Origin of the sequence: Paenibacillus xanthanilyticus (genome assembly GCF_042682185.1) — a bacterium.
Taxonomy (GTDB): Bacteria; Bacillota; Bacilli; order Paenibacillales; family Paenibacillaceae; genus Paenibacillus_Z; species Paenibacillus_Z xanthanilyticus.
In genome coordinates this window covers 1,902,428-1,919,521 of sequence record NZ_JBHUHA010000001.1, presented here as the reverse complement: position 1 = coordinate 1,919,521, position 17,094 = coordinate 1,902,428, and the positions used below count along the sequence as shown (strand labels likewise).

19 protein-coding genes are annotated in these 17,094 nt (G+C 52.3%); 14 read left to right on the top strand and 5 right to left on the bottom strand.

Features of this window, described 5'->3' with window-relative positions; all coding sequences use genetic code 11:
- Positions 1 to 192 precede the first annotated feature (192 nt).
- Genes ACFSKT_RS07880 through ACFSKT_RS07870 form a run of 3 tightly spaced genes read left to right on the top strand, consistent with a single transcriptional unit; the run spans position 193 to position 2,956 of the window.
- Positions 193 to 2,268, top strand: coding sequence for a hypothetical protein (locus ACFSKT_RS07880; RefSeq protein ID WP_377722215.1), 2,076 nt, complete (start codon positions 193 to 195; stop codon positions 2,266 to 2,268).
- Positions 2,265 to 2,573, top strand: coding sequence for an EscU/YscU/HrcU family type III secretion system export apparatus switch protein (locus ACFSKT_RS07875; protein WP_377722214.1), 309 nt, complete (start codon positions 2,265 to 2,267; stop codon positions 2,571 to 2,573). The genes ACFSKT_RS07880 and ACFSKT_RS07875 overlap by 4 nt, the downstream gene beginning before the upstream one ends.
- Positions 2,570 to 2,956 carry a YraN family protein gene (locus tag ACFSKT_RS07870; protein WP_377722213.1) on the top strand — a complete coding sequence of 129 codons (387 nt, stop codon included), beginning with the start codon at positions 2,570 to 2,572 and terminating at the stop codon, positions 2,954 to 2,956. Before ACFSKT_RS07875 ends, ACFSKT_RS07870 begins: the two co-directional genes overlap by 4 nt.
- Before the next feature lie 164 nt (positions 2,957 to 3,120).
- On the opposite strand, the gene ACFSKT_RS07865 is transcribed toward ACFSKT_RS07870, so the two are convergent.
- Complete coding sequence (locus ACFSKT_RS07865; protein ID WP_377722212.1) at positions 3,121 to 4,575, bottom strand: YifB family Mg chelatase-like AAA ATPase; 1,455 nt, start codon at positions 4,573 to 4,575, stop codon at positions 3,121 to 3,123.
- Positions 4,576 to 4,703: 128 nt separating this feature from the next.
- Here ACFSKT_RS07865 and ACFSKT_RS07860 point away from each other — a divergent pair, with 128 nt between their 5' ends.
- Positions 4,704 to 5,909 (top strand): hypothetical protein, encoded by a 1,206-nt coding sequence (locus ACFSKT_RS07860; RefSeq protein WP_377722211.1) that lies wholly within the window; start codon positions 4,704 to 4,706, stop codon positions 5,907 to 5,909.
- 39 nt (positions 5,910 to 5,948) lie between these two features.
- Here ACFSKT_RS07860 and ACFSKT_RS07855 read toward each other — a convergent pair whose 3' ends face one another.
- From ACFSKT_RS07855 to ACFSKT_RS07840, 4 genes are all read right to left on the bottom strand, one after another.
- Complete coding sequence (locus ACFSKT_RS07855; protein ID WP_377722210.1) at positions 5,949 to 6,185, bottom strand: hypothetical protein; 237 nt, start codon at positions 6,183 to 6,185, stop codon at positions 5,949 to 5,951.
- Complete coding sequence (locus ACFSKT_RS07850) at positions 6,151 to 6,357, bottom strand: hypothetical protein (protein WP_377722209.1); 207 nt, start codon at positions 6,355 to 6,357, stop codon at positions 6,151 to 6,153. Before ACFSKT_RS07850 ends, ACFSKT_RS07855 begins: the two co-directional genes overlap by 35 nt.
- 94 nt (positions 6,358 to 6,451) lie before the next feature.
- Entirely contained in the window at positions 6,452 to 6,646 is a 195-nt protein-coding gene (locus ACFSKT_RS07845) for a hypothetical protein (protein WP_377722208.1), read from the bottom strand.
- Positions 6,647 to 6,760: 114 nt separating this feature from the next.
- Positions 6,761 to 6,979, bottom strand: coding sequence for a helix-turn-helix domain-containing protein (locus ACFSKT_RS07840; protein ID WP_377722207.1), 219 nt, complete (start codon positions 6,977 to 6,979; stop codon positions 6,761 to 6,763).
- A 161-nt stretch (positions 6,980 to 7,140) separates the two neighbouring features.
- Between ACFSKT_RS07840 and ACFSKT_RS07835 the strand changes: the two genes are divergently transcribed.
- The 10 genes from ACFSKT_RS07835 (at position 7,141) to ACFSKT_RS07790 (ending at position 16,888) form a co-directional block, all read left to right on the top strand.
- Positions 7,141 to 7,419 carry a hypothetical protein gene (locus tag ACFSKT_RS07835; RefSeq protein WP_377722206.1) on the top strand — a complete coding sequence of 93 codons (279 nt, stop codon included), beginning with the start codon at positions 7,141 to 7,143 and terminating at the stop codon, positions 7,417 to 7,419.
- Between the two features lie 108 nt (positions 7,420 to 7,527).
- Positions 7,528 to 7,740, top strand: coding sequence for a hypothetical protein (locus ACFSKT_RS07830; RefSeq protein ID WP_377722205.1), 213 nt, complete (start codon positions 7,528 to 7,530; stop codon positions 7,738 to 7,740).
- Positions 7,737 to 8,120, top strand: a complete 384-nt coding sequence (locus tag ACFSKT_RS07825; protein WP_377722204.1) for a hypothetical protein — start codon at positions 7,737 to 7,739, stop codon at positions 8,118 to 8,120. Before ACFSKT_RS07830 ends, ACFSKT_RS07825 begins: the two co-directional genes overlap by 4 nt.
- On the top strand, positions 8,092 to 8,472 hold the full coding sequence (locus tag ACFSKT_RS07820) for a hypothetical protein (protein WP_377722203.1): 381 nt from the start codon (positions 8,092 to 8,094) through the stop codon (positions 8,470 to 8,472). Before ACFSKT_RS07825 ends, ACFSKT_RS07820 begins: the two co-directional genes overlap by 29 nt.
- A gap of 1,417 nt (positions 8,473 to 9,889) precedes the next feature.
- A complete protein-coding gene (locus tag ACFSKT_RS07815; protein WP_377722202.1) occupies positions 9,890 to 11,050 on the top strand; it encodes a J domain-containing protein in 1,161 nt (386 codons plus the stop codon).
- A 26-nt stretch (positions 11,051 to 11,076) separates the two neighbouring features.
- Complete coding sequence (locus ACFSKT_RS07810; protein WP_377722201.1) at positions 11,077 to 11,946, top strand: phage antirepressor KilAC domain-containing protein; 870 nt, start codon at positions 11,077 to 11,079, stop codon at positions 11,944 to 11,946.
- A gap of 461 nt (positions 11,947 to 12,407) precedes the next feature.
- Positions 12,408 to 14,933, top strand: coding sequence for an RNA dependent RNA polymerase (locus ACFSKT_RS07805; RefSeq protein WP_377722200.1), 2,526 nt, complete (start codon positions 12,408 to 12,410; stop codon positions 14,931 to 14,933).
- A 398-nt stretch (positions 14,934 to 15,331) separates the two neighbouring features.
- Positions 15,332 to 15,706, top strand: coding sequence for a hypothetical protein (locus tag ACFSKT_RS07800; RefSeq protein WP_377722199.1), 375 nt, complete (start codon positions 15,332 to 15,334; stop codon positions 15,704 to 15,706).
- 3 nt (positions 15,707 to 15,709) lie between these two features.
- A complete protein-coding gene (locus ACFSKT_RS07795; RefSeq protein WP_377722198.1) occupies positions 15,710 to 16,138 on the top strand; it encodes a helix-turn-helix domain-containing protein in 429 nt (142 codons plus the stop codon).
- A gap of 345 nt (positions 16,139 to 16,483) precedes the next feature.
- Positions 16,484 to 16,888, top strand: coding sequence for a phBC6A51 family helix-turn-helix protein (locus ACFSKT_RS07790; protein ID WP_377722197.1), 405 nt, complete (start codon positions 16,484 to 16,486; stop codon positions 16,886 to 16,888).
- Positions 16,889 to 17,094 lie beyond the last annotated feature (206 nt).

The following is a 17,094-nucleotide window of genomic DNA, read 5'->3' as shown; positions in this document are numbered from 1 at the left end:
CAGGCAGTTCCGCGGAAGCACCGCAACGGAACGCGCTGTCCGGCTTTATTTTTGTTGAGCTGAAGCATTTTGCCGGCAAAGGTTAAGAGATTTCATGTTTTTGCCGATAATAAGGCTAAACAGCGCAGGTTGGCAAGGACTGGCGCGAAAGAGCATAGAGAGGCAGTATAGGGCGAGAGGAGGAACGGCGAGATGAATATTGGGCACGTAATGCGCGGGCTTATGGGAGATGTTCAGCAAGGCGAAGGCAAAGCGCTCGAATTAAAGGCCGGACAAGTCGTGCGCGGCGTCGTTCTGCAGGTAATGGACGATAACGAGGCCTTGCTTCAAATTAACGGCAGTCAGGTGCGGGCGAAGCTGGAGGCGAGCTTGGCCCCTGGGCAGAGCGCGATGCTTCAAGTTCAGCCGCCATCGGACAACGGGCAAATCGTCATGAAGACGGTGGATGCGCAAGCCGCTCCATCCGATGAAACGGTGAAGGAATGGGTGAAATCGCTCGGTCTGCCGGAGACCAAATGGGCCGGGGAGTTAGTCAGGGATTTGCGCAGCAGCGGCGTCACGCTGAACAAGCAAGTGATCGGCCAGTTTATGCAGGCAGCGGAGATGAAGCCTGCGAAAGCCGATATGCAAAGCTGGATGCAAACCGCGGCCGTGGCGGTGAAACGAGGGCTGCCGATGACGGAGACGACCATGAAATCGCTGCATCAGGCGCTGAGCGGACCGCCGGTACACGAACTCCTTCAGAAGCTGGAGAACGGACTCACACAGTTTCTGGGGGCTTCAAAGACTCCGGACGGACCTGGCGCAGCCTCGGCACAGCGGGCAGCAGGAGAAGTTGTCCGGCTGTTGGCGGAAGGTTCGGATCTGATGCAGCTTCCGAATGAGGGCGATAATGCGCCTGCACAAGGCAAGACGGGGGTAGCAGCATCAATCGGAGTACCCGCGAGTGCCACAGCGGCCGCCCAGACAGAAGCAACAGTAGGCGAGACGGAGGACAAGCCTGCGGGTACGATGCTATCGCCTGCTCGAAGCGAAGGGCAGCCAGACACGCCGGAATCACTCGACGCTCCACCGCGAAATCCACTCGGTGGCGCATTAGGTCAGCTGATGAAGTGGTTCGGCGTGGATCATGAGCGATTGCTTGCGCACGCCGCGCGCGAACAGGTGACGCTCGGGGAGACGGCCGCCCAAGCCTCCTCGATGGCCGATGAAACCGCGCAAGGGACAAAGGGGACGGAGCAGCAGCGAGCGCCTCAGCAAGGCTCACAGGCCGTTCCGGCGCCGTCTTCAGGTTCCGGGCAGCCAGGTCCGGAAGCCGCGTCCCCAACGAAGCAGGCGGTGACGACGCAGCCAATGGCATCTTCGACAACATCGACTCCGGCATCCAGTACGCAGCAGGTCGGCCAGACCCAGGCAGTGTCTACCGCGCAATCGCAGCAAGGCGCATCAAACGTACCGTCTGCGCAGCAGAGTGGTTCTTCAGCGCAATCCGTCCAGCCGCAGCAATCGTCTTCGCTCATGCGCGAGGGAGGGGCAGCGAGGCAGGAAGTTCGTTCATCCGACCAAGCGATTAGTACAGCGGTCGCGGGAGCAGCGGAACGAGGCGGGAGCGCGGCCTTTACGGATAGGATGTCTCAAGCACAGGGGCAGATTCTGCAAGGGGGCGAGATGACGGCCGCCGGACCGAAGGGGGAACCCGCGCCTCCCGCGGAGTCGTTGAAGCATGCGCTGATGTCGCTGGCCGGCAGCGATGACGTGCCACCGGCGCTTAAAGAAACCGCCCAGCAGCTCATTCAGCAAATTACGGGCCAGCAGCTGTTGTTGTCGCCGGAACGCAACGGTTCTCCCTTCACCCATGTGACGATGTTCATTCCGCTTAAAACGGCCGATGGCGACCAAACGGCTTCGATCCATATCCAAACGAGAAGAGGGCGCAAAGGAGAGTTGGATGCGGACAACTGCCGGCTTATGTTTGATCTACGCATGAAATCGCTGGGCGATACGATCGTGGACGTGCAGGTGGTGGACAAAATCGTATCGCTGCGGCTGTGGAACGATCATCCGGCCATTGAGAGCCTGCTCGACGGCTCGCGCGCCGAAATTACGGAGGCGTTGAAGCAAGCCGGCTATCAGCTGTCTTCGCTGCGCTCGACGCCGATGCCGGACCGGCTTGCATTCGCTTCCGATACGTCGTCTGCGGCGGCGCCCGCGCCGGTTCAAGCAGCCTATGCGTCCAAGCCTTACAAAGGGGTGGATTACCGGGCATGAAGCCGAATCATTCAGATGGCAAGGGACGGCCGACGTCAGCGAAAAAAGCGGTCGCGCTTAAATACGAACCGGGCACAGGTTCAGCGCCGGTCGTCGTCGCCAAAGGGAGCGGCCGGATCGCGGACGTGATCGTCGAGAAAGCCGCCGAGAACGGGGTGCCGGTTCAAGAAGACAAATCGCTCGTCGAAGTGCTGGCGAAGCTGGATATTGCCCAGGAAATCCCCCCTGAACTGTACTTGCTCGTCGCGGAGATTTTAAGCTTCGTCTATCGTTCGGACAAGCGGGCGGGAGGACAGCTGCAATGACCGCGCGGCAGCCGTTACGCGGCAAAAAAAATGCGACGGGGCAGCGAGGCGAAGAGATCGCGGCTAGCCGATTGGCATCTGCTGGTTATGCCATTTTGAACCGGAATTGGCGCTGCAGGTCGGGCGAGTTGGATCTTGTCGCGGAACATCGGGGCGTCATCGTGTTTGTCGAAGTTCGAACGCGGACTTCCGGGGGGCGGTTCGGCACGGCCGCCGAGTCAGTCGACTATCGGAAGCAGCTGCGAGTTCGCTCGGTCGCCGAAGTGTATCTGCATCGGTACGGCTACGCCGGCGTACCCGTCCGTTTCGATGTGGCAGCCATTACATTGGATCGGAACACAAGCGAGGCCTTGGAATATCGGCATATCGAATCCGCATTCTGATCGCTTGTGCACATAAGAACCTCCTTTTCGGCCAAACCAGATAGATATAGGCCGCCGGCGAATCCATAAAGGACTGCAGGCGGCCTATTGAAATCTGGCGAAACGGCTGACAAGGAGATTTTTTGTTGGGGGGTTGCAATCTTTCATGGAAGTAACCCGCCGAATTAATGCGCGTGCAAATTACGGTCGAGGCTTCGGTATCCAATCGCTTCCGCAACATGCGGCGCGTCGACGAGTTCGCATGCCTCGATGTCAGCGATCGTGCGGGCTAGCTTTAGAATGCGGTCATGCGCGCGAAGGCTGACGCCGAGCGAATCGAAAGCCAACATTAATAATTCGTTCGCTTCTCGGGTACGGGATACGGCACGTTGCAGGGAGGCCCCGGCTAGGGCGGCTAGAGGCGCGCCTGTTCGCTTGATCCGTTCCTGTCCGCGTTTATGGGCTTCGAGCACCTGCTTGCGCATTTCCGCAGACGACATCCCCGGCTGCAGCCCTTCCGTATTGGCCGGCCGCGCGACTTCGATGTGCATATCGATCCGATCCAGCAGAGGGCCGGAGATTTTGGCGCGATATCGGGAGATCGCAAGCTCGCTGCATTGGCAGCGTTTGTCTTCCGTATCATGGCCGAAATAGCCGCACGGGCAGGGATTCATCGAGCTCGCGAGCAGGAAATGTGCGGGAAAGCGGAAGACGGCTCTCGATCGCGCGATGGTCACCTCACGGTCTTCGAGCGGCTGACGGAGCACTTCCAGGGCATTTCTCGAAAACTCGGGCAGCTCATCTAGGAACAATACGCCAAAATGCGCAAGCGTCACTTCGCCCGGTCTTGGAATTGAGCCTCCCCCGATGAGGCCCGCTGCCGAGATCGTGTGGTGCGGCGTGCGAAAAGGACGTTCGCGAAGCAGCGAAGCTACGCCATGCGGCAGCTTGCCGGCGGAGCTGTAGATTTTGGTGACCTGCAGCGCTTCTTCTTCCCCAAGCGGGGGCATGATGCCGGGCAGCCGGCGGGCGAGCATGGTTTTGCCGGTCCCGGGCGGTCCGCTGAAGAGGACGTTATGATTGCCGGCCGCGGCAATCATGAGCGCTCGTTTGGCATGATGTTGGCCGAGCACGTCGCCGAAATCGCCATGCGCGGAATGCTCAACTGCCGAGGACAGCGAAGTCTCCGATGCAGGGTCATATCGAAGCGCCTCCCATTTGTCCGGTCCGCCACCGCCCTGCAGTTGACTCAGATGTCGGAGCGCGAACAGCTCCATGCCTCCGATAAAGGCAGCCTCGGGCGCGTTGCCGGCAGGGAGGAGCACCCTTGTCATGCCGCGCAGCTTGGCTTGCTCGACCATGGCCAGCACGCCGGGGATGGCCCGTACCTCGCCGCTGAGCGCCAGTTCCCCAAGCACGAGCGTGTCGCCCAAGGTCTCCGCCTTCAATTGCGAGCTGGCCGCTAGAATCGCCGCGGCAATCGCAAGATCGAATGCGGTGCCTTCCTTGCGCAGATCGGCGGGAGCCAAATTAATCGTGATGCGTTCCAGCGGAAAGCTGAAGCCGCAGTTTTTGATCGCGGCCCGAACCCGTTCCACCGATTCGCGCACGGCCGGGTCGGGTAAACCGACAACGTTCATATTATGATGCAAAACCCCGAAAGTTATTTGGATAACTTTTTAACTCATAGGAATGGCAGGGAGGTAATTTCTTCCTTGCATAGAAATACTTAATTGCTAATGTCTTTATATTTGGAGGGGGGATCTGTATGAGAATTGCGGATGACCACATCTTATTCAAAGAATGCGTACCGATATTCAGAGTAGGAGGTGAGCGTACTCCGACACGTTACGCAGACGATGATGAGATGCGCGCTGCAACATTAGATAAGGGTGTTTTTGTTCTAACTGACTTTAATTTAACTAAGGCTATAGATTTTGGTGATTTTAAGGTACTAGAATCAAAAGAAATCAGAATGGCAGGTCCTTATTGTGCATTTATTTCAGAAATTATCCCACCTGCAAGAATAAGACATAAACGAGAGGCAAATTTATTCGCAATTGCTTTCAGTGCAGTGCTGTCATTTGCGACTTCAAGGCCGGTAAAACCACTTAGGAACTTAATGTATTCAAACGATGAGAGTAAGTTTCACGTTTTAGCTCAAAACTTCTCTGTAGTTGTTGCCGGCCCAGGTGCGCACGTTTACAACTTATCCGATGATGAAATTAATTTGTTCGCCGAGAAAACCGCGAGTTTGATTGAATTACTTGTTACCGTGCCGTACGATAAATATCAGGATCTAATGCAAGCTATACGACTTGTGCAATTGTCGTTGTTAACTAGACGAGACGATTTTTCTCTTTCATACTACCTTCTAATCTCGGCTATTGAGTCGATTGCCCAAATTGCTGTTAAACGGGATAAGGTTAAGAAGAAAGACTCAAAAGAGAAGACAAATGTGTGGGAAGAGCTAGCGAAGAATAATCCTGATATCGAGGAATTATACAGCTTATATAAAGATGCAAGAGGGAAAAATCATTACATAACTGAGCGATTTGTAAAGTTTATAATAGATAACTGTCCGCACTCATTTTGGGAGCAGTTGCCTCATCCTCGCGAAAAGGAGGAGGCACTTATGAGGGAAATATGGGGGGATTCATTTGCAGAGGACTTTACTCTAAGAAGCCCTCTTGATGTCCATCCTTCTGAATTAAACGAGGAGTTAGTACACGAGATTCTAGCGAACATGTATGATTTTCGTTCAGCATATACTCATCGCGGAACTGAGACGCCGCACACTGATCCGATCGGTATGTATCATTCGTTTGAGTGGCATACGGTTCCAGGAGAAATTGACCCCGATAGTGGGAGGCAACAGGCCAAAGTAATGTTACTCCCCAACTACAGATTAGTAAACTTCATTGCAGTCACTTGTATTTTTGGGTATGCTCGAAAGTTAGCGGGTAAAAAATAAGGCACAAAAATACAGAAGACGCGTTCTTAGTGAGCGCGTCTATCTTGCGTAATAAAATGCGCACACATTCCGAATATACCGCTCACCCTTGATATAGACGATATCCTCCGTAATGTCATCGAACGTAACGTTCTCATCGATCGCGTCAATAACGCCGCTGCCGATGAGCTCTCCCGCCATAAATACGAGGACGGGGCGCTGCTCGATTACGGCTGTCCGCAGGTGGAGAAGCGTAGAGAGGCTACGAAAGCCGGCGGAGCTGTTCTTTTGTTTCATCATACGTCTCCTTGTCGGTATTCGCGATCACTTCCAATTTGCTGTCGATACGTTCAAGCAGTTCAACGATCTTGTTTTGCTTCCAATACCACGTCATGACTTCGCGGAATAAGAAGAACGCGGCGATAATTATTGCTAAGACTAAGTAGGGCAGTAACGTGTTGTTTTCCAAGTTGTGAGCTTCCTCCTGGTTATGGGTATGTTACGCCATTATTCGACAATTATGGCGCGATTTCCTGCGTATGCGAAAAGAAAAACGCCTCCGGTTAGGGAGACGTCGAGTCTTCAGGATATGCCGCCTTTAATTCCGCGGTCGAGCCGTACTTTTCCGTCTCAAACACGAATTTGGCCGGCGCTTTTGCGGTGCGGTTCTTTACGATGTGACCGTAAAACTGGCCGTTCTTCGCGAATACAAACATCGTCTTGTCGCGCTCATTGAGCAACGGGTACTTTTCGACCACGAACGATCACCTCTGCGAACGTATATTCGTCGTGAAAATGGAAATTCCTGCACGTAAAAACCGCCAGCTATTGTGGCGGTTTATTTTGTTTCCAATGTTGTTTGTAGCAAACTGCTATTCGGTTATTTGCAATTCAATTATCTCACTAATGTCTTCGATTCCTAAAACCTCAGCGATCTTTGCAATGTGGTCTTTGTTTATAACGCTGCGAGTTCCGCGCACGATCTCGCTTATCGTGCTAGGGCGCAATTCAGTCAATTCAGCAAGCTTAATCTGAGTCATGTTTTTAGCAACTAGCAACTGGTCTACTTTCGTAACGACTCTAACTTTCATGAGTTTCCCGCCTCGATTAAACGATTCTTATCCCTATTATAACAGGATTCAAGATATCGATAAATAAATGTTTGACAATAACGAAATAACGATATATAGTTATAAATAACCAAATAACGTTATTCAATATTACGAAATATCTGACGGGAGGTTCCACCAGTATGACAAAAAAGTTTAATATCGTTCCGTTCGCCGATCTCGTTCATAAAATTCGCTACGTCCGCACGCCGGACAACCTCGTTTACGCAACGCTGCTTAATCGACCTGCTACGGAAAAGTTCGTTTGCCAAGCGTCGTTCTTTGTCCGCGTAACAGGCATCAGCCCGCGCAGCACGCTCGGTTCCGTCGAAGTCAGTAACGCTCAACTAGCCGCACTTGGATTTATCCCACGGAAGGAGGTCGCGCAATATGTTGATGCTGATGTCGTCGCCGTCGGCTAATCGTCGCCGCAAAACGCCGCGTGGTCGGTTCCTGGCGCGCGCTCTCGGATTGATTGCGGGCGAGTTCCTGCGCGCACTTCTCACATCCTTTATCGGAGGTGCTACGCGATGAGAGTAAACGTCGATATTACGCAAGAGCAGTACGCGGCGTTTAGAGAATTCGCGAGGTCGTATAACGTCAGCGTGTCGGACATCTTGAGCAGCTTTGTCGCGGATCTGAGCGGCGTTCGCTCGAACGGATCAGACGAGCGGCTATTCGCGCGGGAGTACTTCCAGCGTACGGACTTGAGTTGGATGTACCGGAAGGGGCGCTCCAAATGAACGAACCGCAGCCAATTAAGCTAGTTTACGGACCGATGGAGCCGGGCAGTCACCGTTTCTACTTATACGACGCGTTCCTGGTCGAAGAGAATTACGCGTTTCACCGCGACCCTATGTACGGAGAGATATGGATTGACCGCGTTAAGCCGCTCACGCCGTCAGGTACGTATATAAAGGATTGGGACGGCGGCGGATCAATCCTCGCGAAAGGAATCGCAGCCGATGACGTTGAGGAGACCGTACGTCGCATTTATCGCGACCTTACGGGGATGCGCGGTTTCGATATCGTGACGCGTGTTTTAATGACGATCGGCATTGACATTGATATGTACGAAAAGAAGGGGGGCGCTAATGGTGACGCCGATATCGATTCGAATTAACGGGATGCTCGCACAAAAGCCGTTCTACCGCGGACTATTGCTTCCAAATAGTCGCCACGCAATTTATATACACGAAGGTAGCGCGTTTCTTTTACCGGTCGTACCGTTCACTTACGAAGGGCTTTATGCACAGGACGGTAACTCCGTTCATATCGCGTACCTGTCGGCGGAGAAGGAGGCGGCACGTGAGGCCACAACGCTAGATCTTTACACGCGTTTGACGCAACTCACCGCGTTCGAATTGCTGACCGGTTATTACGACGATGACGCAGAAGCGTATCTCCTTATTAACGAGCCATATCCGGATGAGTTGGTCGTGGAGTATGACGATTTTGGCGCGCCATTAGAGTAGCGGACAAGCCCCGTTCGAACCTTGACTGCGCTGCAACGCGGTTTCAGTGGGAGGGGCGTGCCCTGGACAGCGTTTCGTTCGTTTCAAACCCGTACCGGACCGCGTCAACGGCTTCGGATCGTCATGCGGGTAAATGCGGCTGCAACCGCGCTCTCATTTTATACCGTAGGTGATGGCGGGAACCATCCCGCGGAGAATTATCTCGGTCGCGTCAACGACCTGTACGAGCATCTACCGGCGCTAAACGGTAGGTGGACGGACGTAGTGCTAACTGCGTCTTGCTGCGGGAGAGTGGCGCCAACCACTTCTCTCGCGGCCGATCGCTTGCTTCTCGGGTGGAACGCGGCAACGTTTCGTCCGGTTGACATATAGGACTGCGGTATTTAGCGCGTGCGACTCGGTCGCTGCGGAGCTGGCACTCCGTTAGGCAGCGCGTTTCATATCGGATCTACCTCGAACGCTCGGTATCCTCGGCTGCAAACGTCGGTACCGGGCGTTTCTTATGCTTATCTATACGAACGTTTGTGCGCGTGGTTTCGCTGGTTACAAAAAAAATATTCCAGGAAAGTGTGCGAAACGGTGATTTTCATCGAATAACTAAGTGAGGGGAGGGGGCAACAAAGTGTGCGAATCGAAAGTGGCGTGTCTATTATGTCAGCGACATACCGACTAGATTGTGCAAAATCGAATCCTCTGTCGTCAAGGAAGGTGTAAGCGAAAAAATTTTCCGCGAAAGTGTGCGGAAATGAATGTAGCGGTGTCTTAAACAATATGTGCTTGTGCGGCTTAAGTGTATTTAGTTGAGCGCACACTGTACCAATTTCCAGATGCGACGTCCGTACATAAATAGGGGATGTGATGTCCCAACTTTTGGATAGTCAGCGGGTATGTATGGTAGATGTCCCAATCCGACCGCTACCTCACGGATATAGGAAGTAGAAGTCCCTAATTACGAACCTCGTCATGTGTATCTAAATGTGCGAACTTACATCGGACAGTAGATTAAGTAGTAGAGGGATAAGTGTCCCAAATCGTAGCTGACGCTGTGCATATAAAAAGTAAGTGTGCAAAATAAATTCGGCTGGCGTCACGGTAAGTGTACGGAAATGATAACTACGGCGTCTTAGTAAGTATGTGCGAAACGAGACAAGGGTTGCGTGTATTAAGATGAGCACGCACTTTGTCCCAATTCACCGCTTCGATGTCCGTATAAAAATATTAAGTCTAAGTCGTGTCCCAAAATAATGTTTTCTAGGGGGTATTAGTAGTAACGGCGTCCTAAAGTGTGCAGATTCAAAAATTTATACGGATATACACTATGAGTCACCTGTGCGAAACCGATTTATAAACGCAAATAATACCATACCGCGGAATTGTCCGCTTTACATATAGAATCTATCAGGAAGGAGCACCGTTCATGTATTCAACGGACTTATCAGCGATCGAAACGGAAATCCAATCGTACCTCGCCGTTATCACGCAAGCCGATCGCGCAACCGGTTCAGCCGCGCTTGAAATCGGTAGCCGACTAGCGCACGTAAAGGAACACGGTATGGTTCACGGCGATTGGCTGGCGTGGCTCTACCGCGTGGGCATCGAAAAGGGATACGCGCAACGTTGTATTAGGGCCGCGGCCAACTTCGCAAATAATCCGCGCGCGCCGTATTTGACTGCGACTCAACTGTTCGAGTTGAACGCATTACCGTCGAGTGTCGATCGCCTCGCGTTCCTCTCTACGGAGCAGACGGTGCCGTCTACCGGTGAGCTCAAGTTGGTCGAAGATATGAAGCGTGATGAGATTCGCGAAGTCGTTCGCGCAGAGAGGCAACGCGCCGGCATCACTAGGGCTGCGAAGAGTGTTCGGAAGGCGGCGCCAGCAACTCCGTATATAAACACCGTTGTATCAGCGCTGCAGAACCTGTCTAACGAGTCTGCGGAATTGCTAGAGACCGGTGAGATTACGTTCGAACAGGCGGTACAGATCGGACGGGACTTGAATGCGGAGCAACAGGCGATACTTGCCGAGATAGTCGCGGAGGAATTCGAAACTTTGCCGGAACTCGATTACGTGATCGCGCTGGTCGCTAACGGTGTTCGTGCCGAGACTCTTCGGGATTTGTGCGAGCTGGAATACGAACTAGCGGATATGGAGCGTGAGGCCGCGGACAGCCCGATATTACGGGCTGAGGTAAACCGTTGCATCGAGGAAGAGCTGCCGATGCTGCTATGCGATAATCCAACGGATTCCGAACTAAAGGAGGCGTTGCTTAGTATCCGAACAAGACTCGCGAGATTGAAGGCGAGCGCGGAAGAAGAACGCAGACAGGCGAATAGATCGCGGAAAGAGGTAGAGCGCAAGCAAGCTACGTTCGGGTCCATGTTTACGCAGCAACTTCGTGAATTGGGGCTAGCGGTCGGGGCTTCATTCGAAGAAATTAGGTGTAGTTATCGAACTCTTGCGAAGCATCTTCATCCTGATGTAAACGGAGGTCGCGACGATGAGTTCAAACGCGTTAAAGCTGCCTACGATGAGCTGCATGATTTTTATAATACGTGGCGAGAGCCACTTCACATATAAATCTAAATTAGCGGAGGATGATGAAATTGACTCAACTCGTATTCATTGAAGGCGGCAAGGCGGTAACGGACAGTTTGGCGGTAGCAGCTGCGTTCGACAAGGAACATAGACGTGTCTTACAAGACATCCGCGACTTAGGGTGCAGCGACGAGTTTCGGTTGCACAATTTCGTGCAGTCGAACTATACCAATGCGCAAGGCAGATTACAGCCGCGTACGATTCTTACCGAGCAAGGCTTCACCCTATTGGCAATGGGATATACCGGTCCGACTGCGATTCAATTTAAGGAACGCTACATCAAAGAGTTCCACTACATGCGTGAACAAATCGCTAGCCAATCGACCGCGCTCGTTATCCCTTCGTATCAAATCGACGATCGCGTAGCGCGCGCGAAACAGTGGATCGCCGAAGAGGAAACGCGACAAACGTTACTGCTTGAGACACAACGTCAGGAGGCGCTACTGGCCGCTCAGGCGCCTAAGATAACGTATTATGAACAGATACTCCGTTCAGATGACGCAATGAATATCACGCAAATTGCGAAGGATTACGGAATGACCGGAGCTGCGCTTAACCGCATACTCGCCGATGCTGGCGTTCAATACAAGACCGGTGGGCAATGGGTGCTTAAGGCAACGTACAGCAAGCGAGGCTACACGAAGTCAGAGACGATCTCGTACGGCGAAGGTAATGTGCGGATCTTCACGAAATGGACTCAAAAGGGTCGGTTGTTTTTACACGAGTTGCTTGCGAAAAGGGGGATCGTGGCTAATCAGGAGCCAAGGCCGGAAAGAAAACGTAGGGGGACAAAGCGGCACAGAAACGAAGAGTCGACCGCGGTTGTTACGGCTGAAAGTGGTCGTAAGATAACGTTAAATATCAAGCTAGAAGGGTAACGTCTACGGCAAATAGGCGCTGTACCCTCGTCGTTGGTTATACAAAAGTAATCATTATTATCCATTAAAACAATAACACAAAATTTTGATTATGTCAATTGAAAGAGGTGCTCACGTTGGGACGGATGAGATGGGATCAGCTTGCGTGGAACAAACGTCAAGAAAGACGTTCGATGACTAGTGTTCCGTGCGACCAGTTTCAGAACCGAAAGGATAGGACTGTACTCCGCGAGCAGGAAGAGGCCGGAAACTATGTCCTTCTCTTGCTTCAGATAAATCAATACAGCCAGCGTAAAAAAGTGTTCCGCATAGAAGTGTGGTCTAAAGAGGAAGGCGCCTCATCAGGTGTACCTCACGCGACCTACGAAGAGGAATGGTCTCAGGTAGAAGCCGAGCAACGGTTCTCTGATTTGGTCATCAGTTATTCAGCCTAGTAAATATCTCGATTGGGGGAATGAAACTTGACGGCTCAAAGGTATCTTTCTAATCAACTATACGTGTACAGCGTCGATACAGCAGCTTTTTATACCGCGGATGAGGTAGCGCTGCGGGCGCGGATAAGTAAGCTGAAGCAGGCCGGAGACCAACGTGAGCGTCTCCGAGAATTAGAATCATCCGCTCAAGCACACTTCGATACGTACAGCGGCGTTCGGACTTTACGCGAAGAGAAGGTGACCGATAAAGCGGTCATCTCTCTTTTCGAATCCACACTTACGCGGACGATCGGCGTCAAGCCTGGCGCAGTTACGAAAGATATTATCGTCGTTGAAACGTACTTCCACGGCATCCTTCGCTCTTTAATCCTAAACGGGTTTACGTATCGGGGCGAGAAATACGTATGCCTAACCGCCAGCGCCGGCCAGATCCGAGAGAAAAAGACGGTGTTCATCCGCGAATCAGTTTGGAATGCACACAAAGGCGCGCTAACGGCGGGCTTGAGCGTAGAGGCTATTAACGCAAAGGGCGGGACGAATACGAACAAATACCTCGCTTATCTTGCGCTCTCGAACTCGGCTACCGAAGTATGGCGGGGCTTTAACATCGACAAAGCGATCGTAGTCGACGATATGGAGTTTCCGGTTGAGACGACCGTTGATTACATCGATAGCCGAACGTTCGAGATAACGCGCCAGGTTATGCCGATCGACATTAAGCATACGGACGGATGCGGGATGATCCTACCGCGTAAGAGCCGGAAGAGCTTCATGGTGCGGCTTCCCTGGATAAAGGGATTGCTCGTACCATTTGCGTTCGACCGGTTCGCCAAGGAACACGGCAATCGCGTAGTAACCGACATCTACGGTAGAGAATGGGACATCGTGAAGGACGATATCGAGGTCATTTTCACGAAAAGTCAGTTCAAAATGTGGAAGTTTTACGCCAACTGGAACGATTACGTCACCAAATTCAAGGACAACGGCTGCGAGGCGGCCAAATGCGCGGATGAGCCCGATATGTTCCCGCAAGCTAGGCTGAATTATCAGATGCTCCAAACGCTGCCGGACCTTACGGATGGTGAGCTCCGCCAATTAACGCAGGCCGCGGTCACAGAGATCGTCAGCATCGGGCGAGATCGTGAAACAATGCTCGAGGTGCTGGGCGCCGGACCGGCAAATAGGCGGAAAAACTACTATCAGCAGGCATTGGCGCTTTATCCGGAGTTATTGGTGGACGAATACAGCCGCCAGCAGCTCAAGGCCGTAAAGAAGGCTGCAGTCAGACGCGCGCGCGCTGGCAAGTTTAAAGTAGACGGAGTATTCACGTACATTACTCCGGATCTTTACGCCTTCTGCGAGTGGCTATTCTTGGGTGACCGGAATCCGAAGGGCTTGCTAGCTGACGGGCAGGTTTCCTGCAGCCTGTACGCGACAGAGACAAAGCTTGACTGCCTGCGAAGCCCGCATTTGTACCGTGAACACGCCGTGCGCGAAAACGTAGTCACAGACGAGACAAAGAGGTGGTTCAAGTCTAAGGGGCTGTATACGAGTTGTCACGACCCTATTAGTAAGCTGCTCATGTTCGATTGCGACGGCGACAAGGCGCTGGTCATACGGGATGAAACGCTAGTTGCCGCGGCCGAACGCAATATGCAAGGTATCGTCCCGTTGCATTACGAGATGAGGTCGGCTACGACGGAAACAATCGACGGAGAGAGCATCTTCAACGGACTGCGGGCCGCTTATACCGGCGGGAATATCGGCGAGGTCAGCAACAATATTTCCAAGGTGTGGAACAGCAGCAACGTCAGCCTAGACGCGATCAAGATCCTTTGCTGCGTCAACAACTTCGTAATAGACTACGCCAAAACGCTGTACAAGCCGGCGCTTCCTGGCGATGTGAAGGCGTTGATTCGCGATTACACGCGCGCGAAGGTGCCGAATTTCTTTAGGTACGCGAAGGGGAAGACGGCACGTCAAGTAGAGCCGGCAAATGGCGCGGTCGTTAACCGCCTGGCTACGATCGTGCCGAATCCGCGGACAAACTTCGTCGCAGCGAATCTTGGGCGATTCAACTATCTGATGTTGATGCGAAATAAGCGTGTCACAATAAATACAGACGAGGCACGCGAAATAATCGCTAAGTATACGGAGTTGGATACGCGTAAGCACATAATGTCGAACGAGTTAATCGAAGGCAAGGACGGTGCGTTCATGTACGTCAATATCCGAAACCAGTTGCTCGAGGTGAACGACAACTTGAACTATGTGGTCGACATACTGATCAAATACCTGTACGTGGAAAAACAGAGCAGCTTCAAAACGACTTTGTGGTCTAGTTTTGGGGACGTGGTCGTCGAGAATCTGAGAAACAACATAGAGGAGAAGTTGGAGGACGGCTTTCTTTTGTGCGCGGACTGCGGCGGTAGAGCTCAGATCATTAAACAGCGCCAGACGCGTTGCCAGAGTTGCGACGAACAGCACCGGCGAGAGAAAAAGAGGCAGCAGAAACGGAGAGAGCGGAGAGTTGATGTCGCCACGAGTTTTTAGAAAAACCCGCATAAAATGGGCATTTGCGGACTTGTGTGCAATTGGGCGAATGCAAAAAAGCCGCAAACCCTTGTGTGGCGCGGTTTTCTCGGTTTTGGGCTTAAGTGTGTAAAGGGGAGGAGTATTGCCTATATAACCACACTGAGAGAGGTGTCCTTCCTTTTAAATTCCGAAAACACTTATAGATACCCAATATATTTTTACCACAAAAACGGTGTCGTGTCAAACGGCACCTTTTCTGATATCCAAAACCGAGAGGATCGCGCGCATTGAAGTACACAGTAGACGCACACGGAATTGTCACGATCATTAACGAGACGGCGATCGATACTTCGCTAACGGAGCTACCTGCGGAGGAACAAAGCGCGGACTAAATCACATTTAAAGGAGAAATCGAAATGGAAAAAATCGTGTATTGCCGATTCTGTAACGAAGAGCACCCGGTAAGCGAGACGAGGGACAGCGCGGACAGCGTAGTCGGCCTATTCTGTAACCGGCAGAAAGCGATGATTACTGCGTTCACGACGTACTGGAACGGCGAGGACATTTTACCGGCTATCGAGCGGTTCGCTGATAGAACGGTCGACAAGGTCGCGCTTACACGTATCAGACGCGATAAAATCGACGGGCTGGCGAAGAAGATATCGTACCAGTTTCGCCAATCCAACTACGCAGAGGAACGCAAGATCAGCTATTACTTTGCGCAGCATCACGTCTTGGATGTCATCCGAGCGATGCGCGAACGTCTAGCCCACACAAAGGCGGTAATCTAAGCGATGACACATACAAATCTAAATCCGAGCAGATTCGTAAAAGTGCCGTATGAGCTACTGTTCCGGTACACGTTGCTGCCAAAGTACAAAGCGGAGATGAGCACACTTTACGCGCTCCTGATTCACTATTTTAACGTTGAAACAGGTTACGCGTGGCCTAACGTCGATACCCTCGCTCTGAGCTACGGAAAGAGCGTCAGGACAACGAGTGAACACCTCGCGATCCTGGAGGAGTACGGACTTCTGAGCGCGTGTTACGACGGAAATAAGAAGCTGTTCCGACCGCTCGCACCGATCGAGGATGAGGCGGAGTTCTATCGTCAGTACCCGGCTGCAGAGGCTGAGCGGAAGAGGCGCGAGACAGTACGAGAGGTCGAGCGCAAAAGGTCAGCGGACAACATGGCACGCAGACGGCGAGTGGTAACGGAATAGTACCGGAAAATTCTTCGGGTACGTACCGGAAAATTCTTCGGGTACGTTACGGTAAATATTGCCGGTAAATAAGACTTAAAGAACAAGACTTAAAAGAAAAAGACTTATTTATTCCGCAGTCTGAAAGACAAGGGACGAAGTCAAAGGATTCGCTTCGGAACTTCGTTCCTTGCGGACAACCAGAAAGGCTAATACATTGAGCGCGCCAAGAGATGGGTTTATTACATCGTATCTTATCGCGGATATATCAACGGGAAACGTTACCGTTTCAACGGGATAATACGTAATAGGGTCGGTTGGTGCGCGTAAAGTGAGCGTATAGCGAACGGAGGGGAGACGCTAAGTATGGCGTTAAAGACGTTGAATACGGAACATTACAAGGCTATCGGATTTCTCGCGCTACCTAAGCCGCAGCGGCCTACGGTAGATGAGATCGCAAAGGAATGCGGAGTACATCGCGCTACGATATTCGCGTGGCGGAAAGAACCGCTGTTCGAGGCGGAGTTGAAACGTCAGATGATCCGCAATAGTCAAGACGACTTACCGGAGCTAATCGAATCACTACCGAAGATTGCGATACGGGACGGGAACGCGGCAATGGCGAAGCTAGCGCTGCAGATCAACGGTATGTTAACGGATAAGATCGAAGTTGAAGCGAAGGAAACCGGTACAACCGATGTTGACGCGTTGCAGAAGCGTATTGAGGCGTTTAGGGCGCGCCAGTCGGAAACGGATGAGCTGCGGCATTAGATGAAGGAACGTGGAGAGAGTGCGCGACTATACCCGACTTCCTACCGAATTACCAGCACGGAGCGTCTGGCGCGCGCCGTCCGGAAATTTTTCGGATTCAAATAATCCGCGGGCGGATTTTATGCGTAATAGTGCAAACCGGAGGGCAGACGTAGATTGACGAACGAGAGAAAGCCCGTAGTTACGCGGTTTCTATCGGGTGTCAA